Annotated in this window: 11 protein-coding genes; 8 read left to right on the top strand and 3 right to left on the bottom strand. The window is 50.7% G+C overall.

The genetic code is table 11. The features are described from left to right. Positions 1–52 precede the first annotated feature (52 nt). Positions 53–2029 carry a hypothetical protein gene (locus AWJ19_RS25585; RefSeq protein ID WP_068728188.1) on the top strand — a complete coding sequence of 659 codons (1977 nt, stop codon included), beginning with the start codon at positions 53–55 and terminating at the stop codon, positions 2027–2029. Between the two features lie 41 nt (positions 2030–2070). Here AWJ19_RS25585 and AWJ19_RS25580 read toward each other — a convergent pair whose 3' ends face one another. Further along, positions 2071–2982: a helix-turn-helix transcriptional regulator gene (locus tag AWJ19_RS25580; RefSeq protein WP_198536640.1), complete on the bottom strand. Its 912-nt coding sequence runs from the start codon at positions 2980–2982 to the stop codon at positions 2071–2073. 231 nt (positions 2983–3213) lie between these two features. On the opposite strand from AWJ19_RS25580, the gene AWJ19_RS25575 reads away from it, so the two are divergent. From AWJ19_RS25575 to AWJ19_RS25560, 4 genes are all read left to right on the top strand, one after another. Then, complete coding sequence (locus AWJ19_RS25575) at positions 3214–4884, top strand: carbohydrate-binding protein (RefSeq protein WP_068728068.1); 1671 nt, start codon at positions 3214–3216, stop codon at positions 4882–4884. A 340-nt stretch (positions 4885–5224) separates the two neighbouring features. Continuing rightward, positions 5225–11548 (top strand): fibronectin type III domain-containing protein, encoded by a 6324-nt coding sequence (locus tag AWJ19_RS25570; RefSeq protein ID WP_068728067.1) that lies wholly within the window; start codon positions 5225–5227, stop codon positions 11546–11548. A gap of 219 nt (positions 11549–11767) precedes the next feature. Further along, positions 11768–12790: an FtsH protease activity modulator HflK gene (hflK, locus tag AWJ19_RS25565; RefSeq protein WP_082708124.1), complete on the top strand. Its 1023-nt coding sequence runs from the start codon at positions 11768–11770 to the stop codon at positions 12788–12790. Continuing rightward, positions 12787–13653, top strand: a complete 867-nt coding sequence (locus AWJ19_RS25560; protein ID WP_068728066.1) for a protease modulator HflC — start codon at positions 12787–12789, stop codon at positions 13651–13653. Before hflK ends, AWJ19_RS25560 begins: the two co-directional genes overlap by 4 nt. An 86-nt stretch (positions 13654–13739) precedes the next feature. Here AWJ19_RS25560 and AWJ19_RS25555 read toward each other — a convergent pair whose 3' ends face one another. Together AWJ19_RS25555 and AWJ19_RS25550 are read right to left on the bottom strand one after the other, a co-directional pair. Beyond that, positions 13740–14504: an AraC family transcriptional regulator gene (locus AWJ19_RS25555; protein ID WP_068728065.1), complete on the bottom strand. Its 765-nt coding sequence runs from the start codon at positions 14502–14504 to the stop codon at positions 13740–13742. A gap of 42 nt (positions 14505–14546) precedes the next feature. Beyond that, positions 14547–15692, bottom strand: coding sequence for a glycosyl hydrolase family 8 (locus AWJ19_RS25550; RefSeq protein ID WP_068728064.1), 1146 nt, complete (start codon positions 15690–15692; stop codon positions 14547–14549). A gap of 245 nt (positions 15693–15937) precedes the next feature. Between AWJ19_RS25550 and AWJ19_RS25545 the strand changes: the two genes are divergently transcribed. The 3 genes from AWJ19_RS25545 to AWJ19_RS25535 all read left to right on the top strand — a co-directional run bounded on the left by AWJ19_RS25545 (position 15938) and on the right by AWJ19_RS25535 (position 20227). Continuing rightward, positions 15938–17362 carry a glycoside hydrolase family 43 protein gene (locus AWJ19_RS25545; protein ID WP_068728063.1) on the top strand — a complete coding sequence of 475 codons (1425 nt, stop codon included), beginning with the start codon at positions 15938–15940 and terminating at the stop codon, positions 17360–17362. Positions 17363–17390: 28 nt separating this feature from the next. After that, positions 17391–18914, top strand: coding sequence for a glycoside hydrolase 43 family protein (locus AWJ19_RS25540; RefSeq protein WP_068728062.1), 1524 nt, complete (start codon positions 17391–17393; stop codon positions 18912–18914). A gap of 152 nt (positions 18915–19066) precedes the next feature. After that, positions 19067–20227 (top strand): glycoside hydrolase family 27 protein, encoded by a 1161-nt coding sequence (locus tag AWJ19_RS25535; RefSeq protein WP_068728061.1) that lies wholly within the window; start codon positions 19067–19069, stop codon positions 20225–20227. Positions 20228–20232: the final 5 nt, after the last annotated feature.

Here is a 20232-nt window from a genome sequence, read left to right as displayed (position 1 = left end):
GGTTGATAAATACAAGTGCTTTGTGGCATGAAGCAGAATGGAGCGTGTTGTTGTGGAGCTAGTAATAACAGCAAGAAGCAAATTTCGGGATGAGCCGGATTATACGGAGCAGGACAGGCACGGACTAAGTACATCTGTGACCGTTACAGGCGGAACCGGCAGTGCGGCAGACCCGGTACAGGCCCGGGTGCGGGTCAGTAACGTTTCCGGCGCTGCATGGTCGGGAGTCATTCATGTTGAGCTCCCTTTTCCCAAACAGAATCCGCGATTCTTCCTGCCGGCCTTTATGTACGGGCGAAACCGCGGTGAAGCCCCGCAGAATGTTCCGAATGAATTCCCCAGGCTGAGGGAAGGCAAGCCTTCACGCCCTTCTTCCCCTTGGTGGATGGTGCGCAGCGACCGGTTATCCCATCCGGCGGCTTTTGCCTTTGACAACGGCTTCGTATACGGTCTTTGCGCCAGCCCTTATTTTATCTTTAGGGATGGGGTCAAAACAGAGTGGAAGCCTGAGCTTTCGGGTGAGTTCTACCAGTATGGCGGCTTCACGTGCTCGCTTGCCAAAGGAACCGTCGGGTATACGCTGGGTTATGAGAATGCTCCGCTGCTGTTCATCAAATCACGGCTGGTACAAGAACGGGCGGCTCTGGATAACAATTGCTTTGAGCTGGCTGCCGGCGAAGAAGTGGAATTCACATTGGAGCTGTATGCATATGAAGCCGGGTCGGAGCTCGGTATTAACCTTGCGCTGAAGGAGATCTATTTCCGTTATCACCAGCCACCGAGACAGGGGAGCGATATCCGGACAGCCGCAGCTGACCTGTCGAAAGCGATTTATCAGGATGCATGGCTGCCCGGGGACCGGAGCTATTCCACCTTTGTCTATGAGGACAAGGAGAAGGGCGGCTACCGCTATAATAAAATAATCTCGATCAGCTGGACGAGCGGTCTGACCGCAGCTGTTCCGGTCCTGATGGCTGCACTGAGGCTTGAAGAGGAGCCCATGCGCGAGCAGGCCCTTTCCTGTATCAGGAACATTATCACGAATAGTCTGAACCCGGATTCCGGGCTTCCCTACGAGGCCTATCAGGACGGGAAATGGAGTATATCCGGCTGGTGGTTTGACGGAATGCGTACGCCGGGACATTCTGCCTACCTGTGTGCACAGGCATTATTTTATATTATGAAGGCGTATGAATTTGAGAAAAAAATCAAAAATGTCCAGCATGAGGATTGGATGCTTTTTGTCAGCAAGGTACTGCCTATACTGGAAAAAAGTAAAAACACAGACGGGGAATATCCCGCCATTCTGTCGGAGAAAACCGGTGCCGGACTTGAGTATGATTCCTTCGGCGGGGTATGGTGTATGGCTGCTATGGCCTACTACAGCTGGCTTACCGGAGACAATACCTGTCTTGAAGGCCTGAAGCATAGCGAGAAGCACTACTACGAAGCTTACGTGAAGCGGATGGAATGCTACGGGGCTCCGCTTGATGCGGATAAGGCGGCAGATTCAGAAGGCATTCTGGCCTATATGAAGGCTGTCAGATTTCTGCATGCGATAACCGGGGAAGAACTGTTTCTGGAGCATATGAGAGATGCGATCGATTATGAATTCAGCTTCAAATTTGCTTACAACTCACCGGTTAAGGTGCCTCCGTTAAGTACAATTGGCTGGTCCAGCTGCGGGGGGAGTGTGACTTCCGTTGCCAATCCGCATATTCATCCGATGTCCGGCAATCTTGTTGATGAACTCTATTACTATGTACAGCAGCGTGATGATCCTTATGTCCGGCAACGGATGCTGGATACAGTGGGCTGGGGCTGCCAGACCTATAACCGCTACGATAACGAATTTGATTATGGCAAAAGAGGCTGGATGTCCGAACGGTTTTGTCATTCTGAAGGGCTGTTAACGGAAACCTACAGCGACGGTTCGCCCGCGAGCACCTGGTTCTGTCTGATGCCCTGGGCCGCCGGCAGCGTATTAGAAGGTCTGGTCGGAGATTATTGGGAAGCGGACGCCAAGTAATCGTTCTCCCTGATTGACGGATGGAACTGCCCGGTCACGGGTCAGCTCCATCTTTTAATTCTGCCGGCCGCCGCGGCAGCTTCATTCCGGTACCGGTCCGAATGCATATTGGTTTTATATTTTCCGGGGGAGATGCCTGCTGTCTTCTTGAAGCTGCGGATGAAATTGGCATAATCGCTGAATCCGGAGAGCCCGCAGGCCTCCGCAACGGATTTGCCGGCGGCGAGATGGCTTTTGGCGAGCGATATTCGCTGGTCAATGATATAAGAGCGTATCGTAAGTCCGGTATGCTCTCTGAATAGACGGCTGATATATTTGCTGCTGTAATGAAACTCCTGCTCCAAACATCCGGAATTAATATCTTCAGCCAGATGGCTTTTGATATAGGACATTGTATTGCTGACCAAGTCGGGCATGATATTGTCCGGACTATGCGTCGAGGAGCGGTAAAGGGTGTTGATGAATACAAGCAGCTGGGTTGCGTAGGCTTCAGCGAGAACATCCTGTCCATATTCTTCCGAGCTTAGGCAGCTGATCAGTTGTTCAGCTAATCCGGTGTAAAATACCATTTGCTCCTGCGTAAGCCGGGTCAGATTGTTCTGTCCAAAAGCGTGAGTCTCGAAACAGGAGGCCAGGCTGGTACGGGCACTTGATAGCTTTTCCAGTGCGGTTCTTTTGATATTCAATCCGATCCGCTCATACGTCTGGGTATCCAGGCAGATACACCGGTGCAGCTCGCCCGGGCTGATAATGATTAAATCTCCAGGCACCAGCTTGTAGCAGGATTGTTCAAGATACATTAGTGAATTGCCCCTTAGGAAGAGATAAACCTCGTAAGCATCATGACGGTGATAAGGCAGCGTCGGATCGATCAGCTCTGTCGTGGACGTATTGTGAAAGCAAATCATCTCTTCCCTGATCGGTGAAAAAATGTGGCCGGTATCCTGCAGCATCGCATCCAATCCTTTTCTTGAAATATATGGAATATGTGGCATTCACGCAATATTCATTTGTTCTATTGCAAGGAATATAACACTAATAACTATTATAATACATTATAAGGAAGCGCTTGCAAGTGCTGCAAGAATTATAGACAAGCTAGTGCATAGGAAAGCCGCTTCAATAGACGGGAGGTGGTACAGGTTTCATTGATGCAGTGACATATTCTGTGAGGAGATGGATAAATGTTAACTGGTGTAAAAAAATCAATGTGTACCTTCCTGGCAGCTGTAACTGTACTGACGGCAGTACTGGTTCCTGCGCCACCCAAAGTGTCGGCAGCAAGTGATGTCATTGTTAATTTGTCGGCAGAGAAGCAAGTCATCCGCGGTTTTGGGGGAATCAATCTTCCGGCCTGGATTGGAGATCTGACGCCTGCGCAAAGAGAAACCGCGTTCGGCAATGGGGCGAACCAGCTGGGCTTCTCTGTTCTGCGAATTTATGTCGATGAGAATAAGGATAACTGGTACAGGGAAGTGGACACGGCAAAAGCCGCTATTGCCAAAGGTGCGATAGTCTTCGCGTCGCCCTGGAATCCTCCAAGTGACATGACAGAGACCTTTACCCGCAACGGCGAGTCAGCCAAACGGCTCCGGTATGACAAGTATGCTGCCTATGCGCAGCATCTTAATGACTTTGTGACCTACATGAAGAACAACGGAGTAGACCTCTACGCGATTTCTGTGCAGAATGAACCGGATTATGCCCATACCTGGACCTGGTGGACACCTGAAGAAATGCTTAAGTTCATGAAAGAAAATGCAGGGTCCATCAATTGCCGGGTTATCGCTCCCGAATCCTTCTCCTATCTCAAAAATATGTCCGACCCGATTCTGAATGACCCGCAGGCGCTTGCCAATATGGATATTCTGGGTGCACATACTTATGGCACCTCGTTCAGCAATTTCCCTTACCCGCTGTTTAAGCAAAAAGGGGCAGGGAAGGAGCTGTGGATGACGGAGGTGTACTATCCCAACAGCAATAACAATTCGGCCAACCTGTGGCCTGAGGCACTGGAAGTCGCTTACCATATGCATAATGCAATGGCCGAAGCGGATTTCCAGGCGTATGTGTGGTGGTACATCCGCCGCCAATACGGCCCGATGAATGAGGACGGCACAATCAGCAAACGCGGGGACAGTATGGCCCAGTTCTCCAAATTCATCCGTCCGGGATATGTAAGAGTTGACGCAACAAAGAATCCGGATACAAATGTGTACACCTCGGCTTACAAGGGAGACAACAAGGTTGTCATTGTAGCCATTAACAAAGGCACCTCGGCGGTTAATCAGAACTTTGTCCTGCAGAACGGGACAGCTTCAAGCGTATCCCCATGGGTTACCGATGCGACCAGAAAGGTTGCTGCAGGAGCTGCAATCAATGTGTCCAACAATGCGTTTACAGCCCAACTGCCTGCCCAGAGTGTAACCACCTTTGTAGCTGCACTGGGAAGCGGCAGCGGCAGCACCGGAACCACTTACGAAGCGGAAACAGGTACAACCTTGACTGCTGCAGTAACAGAAACAATTAACTCCGGCTATAACGGGAGCGGATACGTCAATTTTAATGCAGCAACGGATGCCGCCATTCAGTGGAACAATATCTACTGTGCAACTGCCAGCAGCAAAAATGTGAAATTCCGTTATGCACTGGAGTCCGGCACGAGAAACCTGGATGTCTATGTAAATGGAACCAAGGTGATCAGCAATCTCGCATTTGCAGCAACGGGAAGCTGGACAACCTGGGGCGAGAAAACGATTCAAGTTGGAATGAACGTCGGGATCAATACGCTCAAAGTGGTCACTACCGGTACTGAAGGTCCTAATATAGACAGCATTACGGTCACGCTAAATTAAGTGAAATAGCCCTTTAATTGCATATTTCGGATTTCTGAAAATCCCGGTTTGTAAACCCCGCGTATAAATGCGGCGTGCAGACCGGGGTTTTCTGCGTAAAAAATAGAAATTTGGAAGAATTACAGGGGATCGCACTTCTTTGTACTGCGCCGGAAGAAACCTATGGTTTTCCCGTTGTAAGGTAAAGGGTGTTTTTTTTGTGCAAATTTAAAGCATTACAGTGTTATTTTATAATGTTTCGTGCATTGCTCTCATACAAATTCCATTTTTGAATTGATAAGCTATAACCAGGAAAGGCGATGTAAGCGTATACAAAAATACCTAAGGAGGAACACGCAGAATGAGGAAAAAGATCTGGAGAAAGACACTTGCGGTTTCAATGGCCGGTGCACTGGCGCTGTCCGTTATTGTCCCGGTGCCGTTTTCCAACCCGGTTCAGGCTGCTGCGGCAGAAGCGGCCCCGGCACAGGTAACCGCCGACTGGTACAAGACCTACCAGACGATGGATGGTGTAGGGGCCGCTTATGCGTATACAGATTCCATCCATATGCTGCAGCTGGCCACAGCCGGTCATCAGGATACGGTCAGGCATCTGCTGGATTTGACCTTCAGTGAAAAGGAAGGCACTGGCCATGACATTGTCCGGGTCATTATCGGAGATAACGGCGGTCTGACCACTACAGGAGCCACTGCGGCCAGTCCGGGGTTCAACCCGTTAACAGGGCTGCTGGCAGATGTCAGCAAACCCGGCTTCGATGTTGAAGGCAATGCGATTCCGATGCGGGGATCAGCAGGACAATACGGGTATAAAATCGAAGCTGAGAACCGTTACTATGACGGCAACACCGACAGTATCTGGCCTGTTGAACCTGAGCATGCTCCCGGTACGCTGGTACCGGTACAGGATTTCGTCTGGGATTATCCTTCATGGAATCAGCCGGCCGGCAATGATGACGGCGGCCCGACCAATCTTCTAAGCGCGCCGGGGGCAGCTCCAGTTGTTATAAAGAATTCGCCGCGGACCCGCAAAGAACTGTTCGATATGGATCAGGTCTGGACCATGCGGCAGGCCATGCAATACGGTGTTAAGCAATTCTATGCCTGTACCTGGACTGTGCCTTACTGGATGAGCCAGTCTTCGACTAATAATCCTAGCAAAATTATCCGTAACGATACGGCTACTATAGACGGGAAGCCGGTAAAAATCTATTATCAGGCCTATGCCGATTATCTCGTTAATTATATCCGCGGCATGTGGGAGCAATGGGGAATTCCGATCACACATATCAACCCCTTTAACGAGGTGGATCTTGCAGGCGGGAACGCTTCCTATGTAACCGAGCTGATTAACGGCTATATAGGCCCGACTCTGAAGAAGTCCATGCAGCCGGGCGGAGCCCTTTATGATATCCAGAATCCTGACGGCAAGCTGATAGACTTCATTCCTCAGCTGGCCGCAGTAGACGGTACCAATCTCGGAGCGTCGCTCAGCAGAGGAGGGGAAGTATTCTCCCAGACGGACCCTGACAATGCACTCGATAAAAATCCTTATCTCGACGTCTTTACGACCCACTTGTACGGTACGGTCGGCATAGGGACAGATGAGAACAAACTGTATCACACCGGTGACTTTTCCCAGAGCCCGCTGGATTATTCAAGGGACGGGAGCAAGTACCCGGAATATTTGACCAAATATAAACTTTGGCAGGCAGAGTTCATGAATCAGGATACTGCTGACGGGTCGGCCGGTGCCTATACTCAGCGGTACGGCAATCAGAACATTAATGACGCTGTACGCTGGTCGAATCTTATGACCAATATGTTCAACAGCAATCCGGGCTTTAACGGCTTTGTCTGGTGGAGCATGTGGGATAGCAACGGTGCGGACGGCTCCGACCTGATCCGTTTCGTCACTACCAACTCTCAGCAGGAGCCTGGGCGTATCAGTACATTAACGGGTGAATATCACCTGTTCAAGCGCTTTTACGGCTACGGGCATTTCTCCCGGTTTATGAATCCCGGCGATGTCCGGTTTGATGTGACGCGTAATCCGGCAGCTGATATCAATGTTACCGGGTTCAAGAACCCGAATACCAATGATTACTCCATTACGGTTTCCAACGCCAAGAATGATGACAGCATTCAGCCGCTTGAATTCACCCTGAAGGACTTTCCGGCGGGGACCAATAGTGTAACTGTATTCCGTACTTCAGGAAGCGAAAATATGAAAAAGCTTGCGACCATTCCGGTTACGAACGGCAAGTTCGTCATTGACATCCCGTCCGCCAGCATTGTTACCATCGTTCCGTCACAAGGGACATTCGCCACATACAGCGGTCTTGACGGAGAGCGGGATATTTTCTCTACCCTGGAAGCAGAAGGAAATGACAACGGCGTACCGGGAGACAGTATGGGAAATGCAGGCCGGGCCAATGAAGCCGTAACACTGGCTGAAGGCCGTTATCTAGCCTACAAAAACCTGAATTTTGCCGACGGCTCCGCTAACGGGGGTGTTGTCCGCAGGCATTTGCTGTATCTGACTGCCCAGACGAAATCGGCGCAGGGAGGAAAGCTTGCCGCTTATGTCCTTCCGGTAGGCACAGCAGTCAGCAGCGGAGCCGATGTCCTGTCCAAGGGTACGCGTGTAGCGGAAGTTACAGTACCGGCCAATGATTTGTATGGCAAGTATCAGGATATGGTTGATACGGGTGATCTGAGCGCCTACGGCCATAAGGATCTATACATTGTTGCCGAACCGAACGGAGCTGAGGGTACAATCACCGTTGACCGTTTCCTGTTCGGAGCGAACGATTCCGACTGGAGTGCTGCCGCCAATAATTCGACAGTATCCATCCCGGGGAACCTTCTGCAGAATGGAGACTTCGATACAGCTACCTCCTCCAATACAGAGTATTGGTTCACTGGGCGCTACAACAATGAAACCTTTGAACAGGCTGTCACTGGACCGGCGTTAACGGCTGATACCATCCAGAGCTATTCGGGCCTGTCCCGTTATCTGAAAAACAATGCCACCTCGAAGGTTGCCGGATCCGGAAAAATATCAGGACGCACCGATGCCGCCGGGCAGTATGACGGCATGTGGCAGGATGTGACCGGTAAGCTGAACAAGGGCGAAAGCTATAACTTCAAGGGCTATTTCCTTTCGATGGTGAGCCGGCCTGAGAGCTATGATCTCCCCGCGGAGAATCCCGGTGATGTGGAGGCTGCGCTGGTGTATTATGACCAGAACGGCAATCAGCTGGGCATAACCCCGGTCAATGGCCGTGACATGCCGGAGCCGTATGCAGCCCGTGAGGCTGGAGATCCGGCTTACTGGAGCAATGGCAAGTTTACCGGACGCATCCTGGAGGGCGGGCCGCTTACTTTAAGCTCTTTCCAGCCGGTAGATGTTAAGGTCGCAGACTGGCATGAGACGCCAAACCGGCCGTTTACTTATGACGAACCGGCAGGCACCGCCAAGGTAGTGCTGGCGGTATATGCTAAGGATGCCAACATCCTGTACGCAGATCAGCTGTCGCTGACTCCTGAACTGGTAGCGTCATACAGCATCTTTATTGACGGCATTCAGCCATCCAATTTCGATGCTGCCAAATATGAATACACGTATACTGTGTCCGGAAATGCCATACCGGAGGTAACGGCGGTTTCCAGTGATCCTGCAGAACTCATTAGTATTTCACAGGCAGACAGCGCGCAGGGAACGGCAGTAGTCCGGTTTATAAAAGGTGAAAAGGTCAAGACGTATAGAATTTCTTTCAGTACCAACGAGCTGATTTCATTTGCAGATGGTCTTCCGGCAGGCTGGGAAATCATGAATCCGGCAGATCCGCAGCATGCCTTAAGCTATAACGCTGATGGCGCAACGATCAAGACACTCAAAGGCGATACCGAATATCCGGCCAGCCACAATATGCTGCAGTTTCCGGGTTCTGCTGAAGGCAACTGGACGCTGACAGCAAAGCTGATTGTGGATAAACCGCTTAATGATTCGTCAATGGGTGAGAATTCGCAGGTTGGACTTGGCATCAGCCGGGTTTCGAGCGGGGAGTTCTACCGGATCAATGCCAGAAAAGTAAGTGCGAATATTAAAGTCAATAACTCAGGCAAAACAGGCAGCACCTCCTTTACCAACAACACCAATCAGACCAATTTGAGCGGGGTAAACTATTTTCTCCGTATTGTAAAAGAAGGGAATGTGGTTCAGGGGTATTTTTCAACAAACAGCGGCTCCAGCTGGACGGCTATGGGCAGTCCGTCAACGTATACCCCTGAATTCTTTAAGGATGCAAAGGTACAATTGTATGGAACCAACACCAGTGCCTCTACCGATTTCCAGGTAACGTTCACTAATGTGAATCTTCTCAAGACATCGGATGGAGCCGGCGGGGTCAGCCCGGATCAGCTGGCAGTAGAAGAAGCTGCGGCGCTGATCGGCACCCGGATTACAGTTCCGGATACCGCCGGTGATGATGCTGCAGCACTGAAGACCAAAGCGCAGGAATATCTGAATAACCATGCAGAGCTGAAGGCGCTTGGAGTGAATGCTGCCCTTGCCTATCAGAATGAGGAATTCTCACTGACTCTGTCAAAGGGCAGTGCCAGCGTATTGATCAGTCCGTTAACCATTACAGCAGGTGCGAAAGCCTTGAGGGATTTTGAGGATCAGACGCTTCAGGGCTTCATGCCTAAAGGCAGCGCAGGCGTGACGCTTACGCCTGTCAAAGAGGCCAACCATACTCCGGGCGGAGCTTATGCCCTGAAGGTAACCGGCAGAACAGCCCATTCCGACGGCCCGTCCGTTCATGTGAAGGATATGGTCAAGACCGGTAATGCGTACAAAGCTTCCGTATGGGTCAAGCTGATTGAACCGGCAAGCGCCCAGCTGAAGCTGACCGCACTGGTCAATGCTGCTGCGCCTTATTACATCAGCCTTTCAACGCAGACTGTAAGTACAACCGGAGATTGGGTCAAGCTGGAAGGCACCTACCGTTATCTGCACGATGATGTCACTATATATGTGGAAAGCCCCAATAGTGCTACGGCATCGTATTATATCGACGATTTCCGCTTCGAAGCCGCTGTTCCGCCGGTATGGGGCGAGGGAAGTAAGCTTGAACCTTCCGATCTAACGAGCACTGGAGTCACCTTATCGTGGCCGGCAGCTGCAGATGAAGCCGGGGTCACCGGATACCGGATTTATACGGGGGCTGATTCGGACCCGGTTACTGTGAACGGGGATGAGCTTACTGTATCCGGGGCTGTATACCGTTATCAGCTTACCGGATTGCTTCCGAATACCTTGTATACCTTCAAGGTGGAAGCAGGGAATGCAGCCGGCAACTGGAGTACGGACGGACCTTCTGTTACAGTAACAACGCTGCCGACCTCCGATACCACACCGCCGGTTTGGCAGGAAGGCAGTACGCTTGAAGCCACCGGCGTTACCGACACGGAATTAACGTTGACATGGTCTGCAACAGCAACCGACGAAAGCGGAATCTCCGCTTATAGAATTACTAACGGAGTTGATGACAAGCCGGTTACAGTTACCGATGCCGTGTACACGGAGACTGTATCCGGGGCAGTATACCATTATCAGGTCAAAGGCTTAATACCGGATACGAGGTATACATTTACAGTAGAGGCCGGGGATACCGGTGGGAATTGGAGCACCGGCGGACCTTCCATTTCAGCTGCAACCTTGCCGTCTGCGGATACTGCCCCGCCGTCATGGCCGGCAGGCAGCAAGCTCGAAGCTTCCGGGATAACCACTTCCGGACTAACACTGACATGGACCAGTGCAGCTGATGATAAGTCGGTCACAGGCTACAAGATCTACAGGGGAGCTGAGGAGATCGCAGCGCTGCCTGGAACGGCGCAACGCTATGAGGTGTCGGGACTTTCGCCAGGTACCGGATATGTATTCACGGTTCAGGCCGGGGATGCGGCAGGAAACTGGAGCACGGACGGTCCTGGCCTTACTGTCACCACATTGAGCAACAGCGGAGGGCCATCGGGTCCGGTAACGACGCCAACACCGACACCAACACCAACACCGACACCGAGCACCGCACCGGGAACAGCAACACCGCCGCCGTCAGCAACGCCGGCACCTGTACCATCTAGCGGATTTAAAGATATTGACGACAAATATAGCTGGGCTTCCGAGGCTATAGATGCGTTGTATGCGAAGGGTGTTATAAAAGGGACGTCCGAGACGGCCTTTAGTCCGGGAAAGAACATCACAAGAGCGGACTTTGTAGTATTGCTTGTGCGTGCTCTCGGCCTTGAAGCCGTAGCCGGTTCCAATTTTGCGGATGTCAGTCAAGGCGCCTACTATTATGAAGCGCTTGGTACTGCCAGGAAGCTGGGGATCATTAATGGAACGGACGGCAATAACTTTAATCCGAAGGGCGAAATCTCCAGGCAGGATATGATGGTCATTGCAGCCAGAGCTTTGAAAGCAGTGAATAAATTATCCGCCAGCGGCAGTGCCGGGGATTTAAGCAGCTTCACAGATGGAGCAAAGGTCGCAAAATACGCTGTTGACAGCGTAGCCGCTCTGATTAAGGAAGAGATTGTCCAGGGAGACGGAAAAGCCATCAACCCGGCCGGACAGCCACCAGAGCAGAAGCGGCTGTAATCATCTACCGGATACAGGGAATGTAAGTTTCAGCAAGCAACTACTCCATAAAACCCGCTCAGGGCAGACGGAAAATACATCCTGAGAAAGAGGGAAATGTAGAAAAGTACAGCATACTTGAAAAAAGTCGCGCAATTTGCGACTTTTTTGTTTTATTTACGTATATGTATCTTAATATTGACTTAAATACGCAAAAAGGAGCGATGCATCTTGAATTTTATGAATGGAGATGGCGGGAATCCGGTACCGGGACGCAAGCTGCCCGGGCTGAAGCCGGGGAATTTAAAAAAGGTCGGATTGTGGGGAGCCGCTGCCGTGGTGCTGATTTATCTGGGCTCGACATCCTTTTATACGGTGCAGGAGCAAGAGCGTGCAGCAATTCTGACATTCGGCAAGTATACCAATGAGTCCTCAGCAGGACTTCATTTCAAATGGCCTTATCCCATACAGGAAGTCATCACGGTGCCTGCGGAGCTGACCCAGAGAATACATATCGGGTACCGTCAGGAGGCCGAAGGAGCTGTGCCCGTTGAAGATGAAGCGATGATGATTACCGGTGATGAGAATATTGTATCTGCCGATGCTGTAGTCCAGTGGAAGATCAGCAATATCCGTGATTATCTGTATAACATTGACGACCCGGAACAATTCCTGCGCAATTCGGCAAGCTCATCGATTCGTGCTGTCATTGGTTCCGAGAAGCTGGATTATGCAATTACGGACGGAAAGACAGTGATCCAGGATAAAGTCCGTGAGCTGCTGGTCGATCTGCAGAAGAAATACAACACAGGCATTCAGATCATTGATATCAAATTCCAGGATATTGAGCCGCCTAGCGGCCAGGTAGAGGAAGCCTTCCGCGAGGTAACCAATGCCCGTGAAGAGAAGAACACGAAGATTAACAACGCCAAGAAGTATGAGAACGATATCATTCCCAAAGCACGCGGTGAAGCGCAGGCGCTGCTCGAGAGAGCCGAAGGGGAGAAGAAGTCGCGAATCCTTAACGCACAGGGTGATGTGGCCCAGTTTAATGCCATTTATACCGAATATATCAACAATAAAAGTGTAACCGAAAGCCGGCTGATTCTGGAGACACTGGAGACGATTCTGCCAAACGCCAAAATCTTCATCACCAACTCGAACAGTGATACAGTTAATTACCTGCCGCTGAATGAGCTGATGCGCAATACTACGGCCAGCCCGTCCCCTTCAGCAGCGCCGCAAGGAGGAGATGCACAGTGAAAAAAAACCAGATCATCACCCTAATATCAGCTGTAGTTCTCGTCATACTGTTAGCCGGCTCGATGTATGTAGTGAAGGAAGGCGAATACAAGGTGGTCCTCCGTTTCGGTGAAGCGATGCGCACCGTCGAGGAGCCCGGACTGAAGCTTAAGCTCCCTTTTATCGAAAATGTCTCCGCACTTCCTAAATATCAGATGACGTACGAAAGCTCGCCCACCAACATTCTGACCAAAGACCAGAAGCCGATTGTGGTCGATAACTATACCGTCTGGAGAATTACCAATGCCTCGCAGTTCCTGAGAACCGTACAGACGGTAGGCGGCGGGATTCAGCGTATTGATGAAGCTGTATATAACTCAGTACGCCGCAAGCTGTCAGAGATTAATTATGAAAATATTATCAGTGAGGACACCGGACGGGGCAATATTAACGATGAGATCACCAAAGACGTCATCTCCGCCTTAACCCGTGATAATTACGGGATTGAAGTGATTGATGTACGGATCAAACGTACCGATCTGCCGGAAGAGAACAAACAGAGTGTGTATAACCGGATGATTTCTGACCGTCAATCCATTGCTGCACGTTATCTGTCCGAGGGCGACGAGGAGTCCAAGAAAATAACCTCCAGAGCTGACCGTACCTCCACAGAGCTGATGGCCCAGGCCGAAGCCGATTCCAAAAAAATAATCGCTGAAGGCGAAGGGGAAGCGGCCAGAATCTACAATCAGGCTTACGGGAAATCTCCGGAATTCTACAGCTTCTACCGTACCCTGGAAAGTTATGTGACCACGCTGCAGAATGAACCGGTGATCATGATCCCGATTGATTCTCCTTATGCCAAAATACTGCTGGGGCAGTAGCCCCTACAAGAAATCCCCTCATGTACACAGCGTACAAAGACATCTGCCAGATGTAATTGACGCTGTCGGCCGGAGGGGATTTTTATTTAATTTTTTGCATACTTTTGGAAATGGCCCGGAGTACGCCCGGTTATTTGCTTAAATTGCCTGCAGAAGTGCTCCACATTCTGATAACCGCACCGGGAGGCAACTTCAGCGATACTCTGAGCATTGTGAATCAAATATTCTTTTGCCATACGGATCCGGCTGTTGATGACGTCATCCATACATGAAATTCCAAATGTCTTTTTGTAAATATTCTGGAGATAGCCCGGACTGATACGGAGAAAATCAGCCATTCTGGACACAGTCCAGTAATCGCCGGGATTACTCTGGATAGCGGTCCGCAGCTTCAGTAAGTTGTAGTGTTGAGGTGTAACTTTATCCTGGAAGTACGACTCCCAGAGCTTGTTGAACAGTGTCCGCAGCAGGTGATCGGTGGAAGATTCTTTGCAGTCCAGGTTGAAACTGCGTTCAACGACAAGCAGCTCTATTAGCTTCTGGCAGTATTGCGGGTCACTGAGGGCAAAAGGAATGCCGAACGGCAGCGGAGATTCCGTAATATAAGCTTCATCGGATTCGAAGCGGATCCAGTCATTGACGAAATGACCGGTGCAGGACCGGTAATAGACTTTCTGCTGCGGGCGGTAAAGGACTGCACTATGGGCAGGGTATTCCTTGATTCCGCCGTTTACCCAGAATTGCGCCGGTGTCTTGGTGATCACAAGGAGCCAGTGATGGCCCGCCGGAACATCAATAGCAAAATTGCCCGTGTGCGCGGTATTGCACTCAACAAAGTGAATATGGGCCATCTTATTCCCTCCTGACCAGTCATGGTGTCATTTTTGTAATTATTAAGAATATATACGGTAGTTTCCGCTGAGAGCCATCAGGCTGAAAAAGTACAGGCAGTTGTCGTAATACCGGCGGACCCCGGTGCGCAGCGGAGTATCCCAGAACAGCTTGACGAAATGACCGGCATCAGGTCCGTCGGCAGCGAGCGAAGCCATAGCCAGTGTTGCAAGAAGGCCGACCGGATGCAGGGACGGTTCTTCAAAAGGCTGGCCGTCTATGGTATAACGGCGGTAATCGGCTACTTCAATGTCCCGGAAGAAGGCCTGAATCCGGTTGGATTGCTCCACCTGCCAAGGGTCGCTCCGCAACCATTCATAATCCAGCCCGATATTGGCCGCTACCCGGTAAGCATCGCTGAAGAAATGGCGGAAGTCCCCATGCGGCTGCGGTTCAGCCGGGGTTCCGTCATAGTTGGCATATTCGGGAGACAGGCCGGTTTCCGGGTGACAGGCTTTGTGCAGATAAGCTCTGCTCCTGTCAGCAGCTTCTTTCCAGAAAGCCCTGTCCTGTTCATCCGCCTGCAGGGCAAACAATTCATAGAAATGCGGCAAATGATAGGAAGGATCGCTGAAAGGACTTTCCGGAACAAATTTAATCAGCCTGGTCGCCGGGTCCCACATCGGATCGCCTTCACCATCTTCCCCTTTGTGGACACAAGCTCTGAGAATGATCCGTGCCTGTTCGGAATAATTGAACGGTTCGGCACTGTCTCCCCAGCGGTTAGAGGCAAAGAACAGGGCCATGGCAAAAAACTCTTCCCCGTCCGGAGCCGGACCCGGCGACAGCTGTGTTCCGTCCAGTGTACAGTGCCAGGCGAAATAATCTTTGTAACGGCCCTCCTTATGCTGCATATGCTCCTTGGCGAATTTCCAGAGCCGGTCAAATTCCTCTTTTTTGTTCATTTGAACAGCCATCATCATCCCGTAGGACATTCCTTCAGTCCGAACATCCGTGTTGCCGGTATCTACAATGTATCCCTTATCTTCACCCATCGGATGGTAGATCCGGACATCGGGCGCACCATAGAATAGTTCGTTCCAGGTATCCTCAAGCCTCTTTTGGATGACCTCCTCCGGTACTCCCGTTTCTCTGAATAAGCTTCTATATTCCCCGGTATAAAAGGAACCCTCTTGGACTATTTTCATAACTGCCCTCCAATAGATCTGTATTTGCCACAAAGTATAGCATAAGCGGAGGTGAAGAAATTAAAGCGTTTTCTTTGAAAATTATAGGGAATGCGTTCTGCCAATGATATGAGAATAGATCAATTCTGAGTGCCTATCTGTCATGGACTTCGTGAAAAACGTCTGACTATAATCATTATGAACCGGGCCAAACCAAGGCCTCAGGCAGAATGGACGCTGTCTATTAATAACTTGGAGGAGATAAAATGAGAGTTCAGTTGAATCAAGCATCCGGTAAGGTTCCTCCTTATGGTAATCCGCTGGTTGCACACAGATATGGGGCTGATCCTTATGCCCTGGTGTTCGGTGACCGGGTCTATCTCTACATGACTAATGACGCGCTGGAATACGATGAGAACGGTACGGTAAAAGAAAATACTTATAGCAGCATCAATAAGATAGCTGTTATATCCTCCAGTGATCTGGTCAATTGGACTGACCACGGCGAGATAAAAGTTGCAGGACCGCACGGCGAAGCCAAGTGGGCAACCCAGTCCTGGGCGCCAGCAGCAGTGCATAAGGTAATCGGCGGCAAGGATAAATTCTTTTTGTATTTCGCAAATAATGCCAGCGGTATAGGTGTTCTATCGAGTGACAGTCCGGTGGGACCTTGGATTGATCCTATCGGTGAAGCCCTCATCTTGCGTTCGACTCCGGGAGTCGAGGAGGTAACCTGGCTATTCGATCCGGCGGTTCTGGTAGATGATGACGGTAACGGTTACATTTACTTTGGAGGCGGAGTCCCGGAAGGAGAATACGCGGAGCCGGGTACGGCACGGATGATGAGGCTGGGAGAGGACATGATCAGCGTAACGGGCACAGCTGAGGTTATACCTGCCCCCTTCATGTTCGAGGATGCCGGCATACATAAACACGGTGGCGTCTATTATTTTACCTACTGTTCCAATTTCTATGACGGTGAACGTCCGGAAGGCAGTCCTCCAGCGGGAGAGATTGCGTATATGACGAGCAGCCATCCGATGGGACCCTGGACTTATCAGGGGACGATCCTGCGGAATCCGGGACACTTCTTCGGAGTGTCAGGCAATAACCATCATGCGATATTCCAGTATCATGATGTATGGTATATCGCCTATCATGCACAAACCTTGTCCAAGGCACAGGGAATTGCCAACGGTTACCGTTCTACGCATCTCAACCTGCTTTTCCATAACTGGGATGGTTCCATCCGTGATGTTGAAGCTGATTATAAAGGCGTAGCGCAGATTCGATGCCTGAACCCGTACGAACGCGTCCAGGCTGTTACCGTAGGGTGGAGTGCCGGAATACAGACAGAAGGTAAGGCTGATTCAGAAGAACGGCGGGTAACCGGTATAGGCAACGGAGACTGGATCGGATTATCCGGAGTTGATTTTGGTAATAAAGGTGCAGCAGCATTCATGGCCGATGTTTTAAGCCTGGAGGGCGGTGCGATTAAGCTTCATCTGGATGATCCGGCGGGTCCATTGATTGGTGAACTGTCCGTTCCCGCAGCAGACGGGCCGGAGATACAGAAGGAATGGAAGACAGAGGTTAGCGGAGCAGAGGGCATCCATGATCTCTACCTTGTATTTGAGGGTTCAAATGAGGGTGAATTGTTCGCGCTTGTATCCTGGCAATTTACCGAATAACTCTATACATCCTAAGGAGGGCACATAAGTGAATACCGCTACTATAACGAATCCCATTATGTGGGCTGATGTACCGGATGTTGACGTTATCCGGGTCGGACCTTTCTTCTATATGGTCAGTACCAGTATGCACTCCATGCCGGGTTGTCCGATTATGAAATCGGTTAACCTCAGAGATTGGGAAATTGTAAATTACGTATATGATACCTTCGAGGATAATGAAGCCCATCGGCTGCTGGATGGTAAGGGCATCTACGGCAAAGGATCCTGGGCAGCTTCTCTTAAATACAAGGACGGAGTATTTTATGTCTGTTTTTCCTCCAATGATATGGATCGGTTCTATATTTACCGCACGGAGGATATTGAACAAGGCCCATGGGAACGTTCAGTCATACCGGGGCTACACCACGATCCCGCCCTGCTGCTGGATGACGATGGCCGTAATTATGTGATCTACGGTAATGGCGATATCCGTATTAAGGAGCTGACACAAGATCTTACGGCAGTGGAGCCGGGAGGAGCGGATCAGCTGCTGCTTGAGGGCGAACGGACAGATATGGGGCTGCGGATCGAGGGCTGTCATGCCTACAAGCTAAATGGTTACTACTATTTATTCTTTATAGAATGGCCCAAAGCCGGAAATAAACGAAGACGTCAGGTATGCTACCGTTCCCGTGAACTTCTCGGTCCTTACGAGCACAGAATCATTCTGGACGATGATCTGGGCTACCATAATAACGGTGTGGCGCAGGGCGGCATCGTCGATACTCCGGATAACGACTGGTATGCTGTGTTGTTCCAGGATCATGATGCTGTCGGCCGGATTCCCTGTGTGCTTCCTGTGAGTTGGGATAAGGATTGGCCGGTTATCGGGGATGATGGTACGGCACCTCAACGTTTTGAGACAAAACTTCCTGCTGCAGAAGCAGTGCCGCTTGTCATCAGTGACGAATTTGAATATGAGACTGATAAACTAGCTTTGAACTGGCAGTGGAACCATAATCCTGACAACGCGTTATGGTCTGTTACCGAGCGGCCGGGCTATCTGCGCCTCCGCACCGGTCAGCCGGCAGACAGCATCCTGACGGCTCGCAATACATTGACACAACGGACGGAAGGTCCGGCTTGCCGCGCGGAAACGGCGGTGGAGATTTCGGGCATGCAGCCCGGTGACCGGGCGGGGATGGCAGCACTGCAAAATGAATTCGGCACGTTAAGGATCGCAGCGGGGGAGCAGGGACAGTTCACAATCGACATGTGTGTTAACGGCGGCGACGGCCGCGAAAAACCGGTGGAAAGTGTCAGCATCACGGCTGATCGGGTTTATCTCAGGATTGATTTCAATTTCAGGGATAGCGTGGATGAGGCCACCTTCTTCTATTCGGAGGACGGGACAGCATGGACCCCAATCGGCAGTACACTGCATATGAAGTACACACTGGACCATTTTATGGGCTATAGAATCGGACTGTTTCATTATGCGGCCCATCAGGCTGGCGGTTATGCAGATTTCGATTATTTCCATTACATCAGGTATATCAGGCAGGGTTAGTTGTTCAGTGTCTGCTATGCCAACCTTAGTGCTCAGATAAAAGCAACAAACGTCCATATGAAAGCAACGCTAGGCTATAGTTCCCAAGTGACGGATATGATTAAATACACTAAGATTCTATACTTGAGCTAAAGAAAGGAAGCGCATTTCAAATGAACATACAACAGCTTGGCCTGAAGCCGCCTTTAGGCTGGAACTCCTGGAATACCTTTACCTGGGACATTAATGAGCAGCTGATCCGGGAGGCCGCCGATACCTTTGTTGCTGAGGGATACAAGGCGGCCGGATATGAGTACATTGTGATCGATGACTGCTGGAGCCTGAAGGAAAGAGACGCAGAGGGCAATTTAGTCGCCGATCCCGAGAAATTCCCGAGTGGAATGAAGGCGCTTGCAGACTATATCCATTCCAAAGGGCTCAAATTCGGAATGTACTCCTGTGTAGGCACTCATACCTGCGCGGGGTATCCCGGCAGCTTCGAGCATGAATTTCAGGATGCGGCATTGCTGGCAGCGTGGGGCGTGGATTTCCTGAAATATGACTATTGCTTCAAGCCAAGACATATTTCAGGGGAGCTGCTGTACAAACGCATGAGCCTGGCGCTTAAAAACTGCGGCAGAGAGATACTGTTCTCGGCATGCAATTGGGGCGAGGATAATGTCTATCACTGGATCCGGGAATCTGGGGCGCACATGTACCGGTCTACGGAGGATATTCAGGACAGCTGGGAATCCATCAAGAAGCTTACATTGTCACAGCTGGATAAAGCGAGTACTACAGGCTCGTATTGTCATAATGACCTGGATATGCTGGTGGTCGGCATGTACGGGGGCAGTAACAGCAGCTTTATCGGGAATCAGATCGGCGGCTGCAGCGATGCTGAATACAAGACCCATTTTTCGCTATGGTGCATGATGGGTTCTCCACTGATGATCGGCAGCGATATCCGGTCAGCCAATCAGGTCACCAAGGATATCCTATTGAACCGGGAGCTGCTCGCCATCAACCAGGATGCGGAGAGCCGCGGTGCCTACCGGATCAAGCCCGAGCCGCAGTGGTTCCATACAGACGATGTGTTCATGCTGGTAAAAGTACTGGCAGACGGAGACCTCGCCATCGGCTTCTTCAATCTGAGTGACGGGCAAAGGGAAATTTCGCTGCAATTCTGGGATGTCGGGCTCCCGTATGCGTCAGGGAAATCGTTTTCGTTATACGACTGCTGGGAGCATAAAGAAATCGGCGTATTCAAAGAAAGATATGCTCCTGTAGTTGCGGCCCATGACTGTCTGGTTGTACGGGCTAAGCTGGTGTGATGGCA

Origin of the sequence: Paenibacillus sp. DMB5 (genome assembly GCF_001517085.1) — a bacterium.
Classification (GTDB): domain Bacteria; phylum Bacillota; class Bacilli; order Paenibacillales; family Paenibacillaceae; genus Paenibacillus_AQ.
This window is presented reverse-complemented; position numbering and strand designations above follow the sequence as displayed.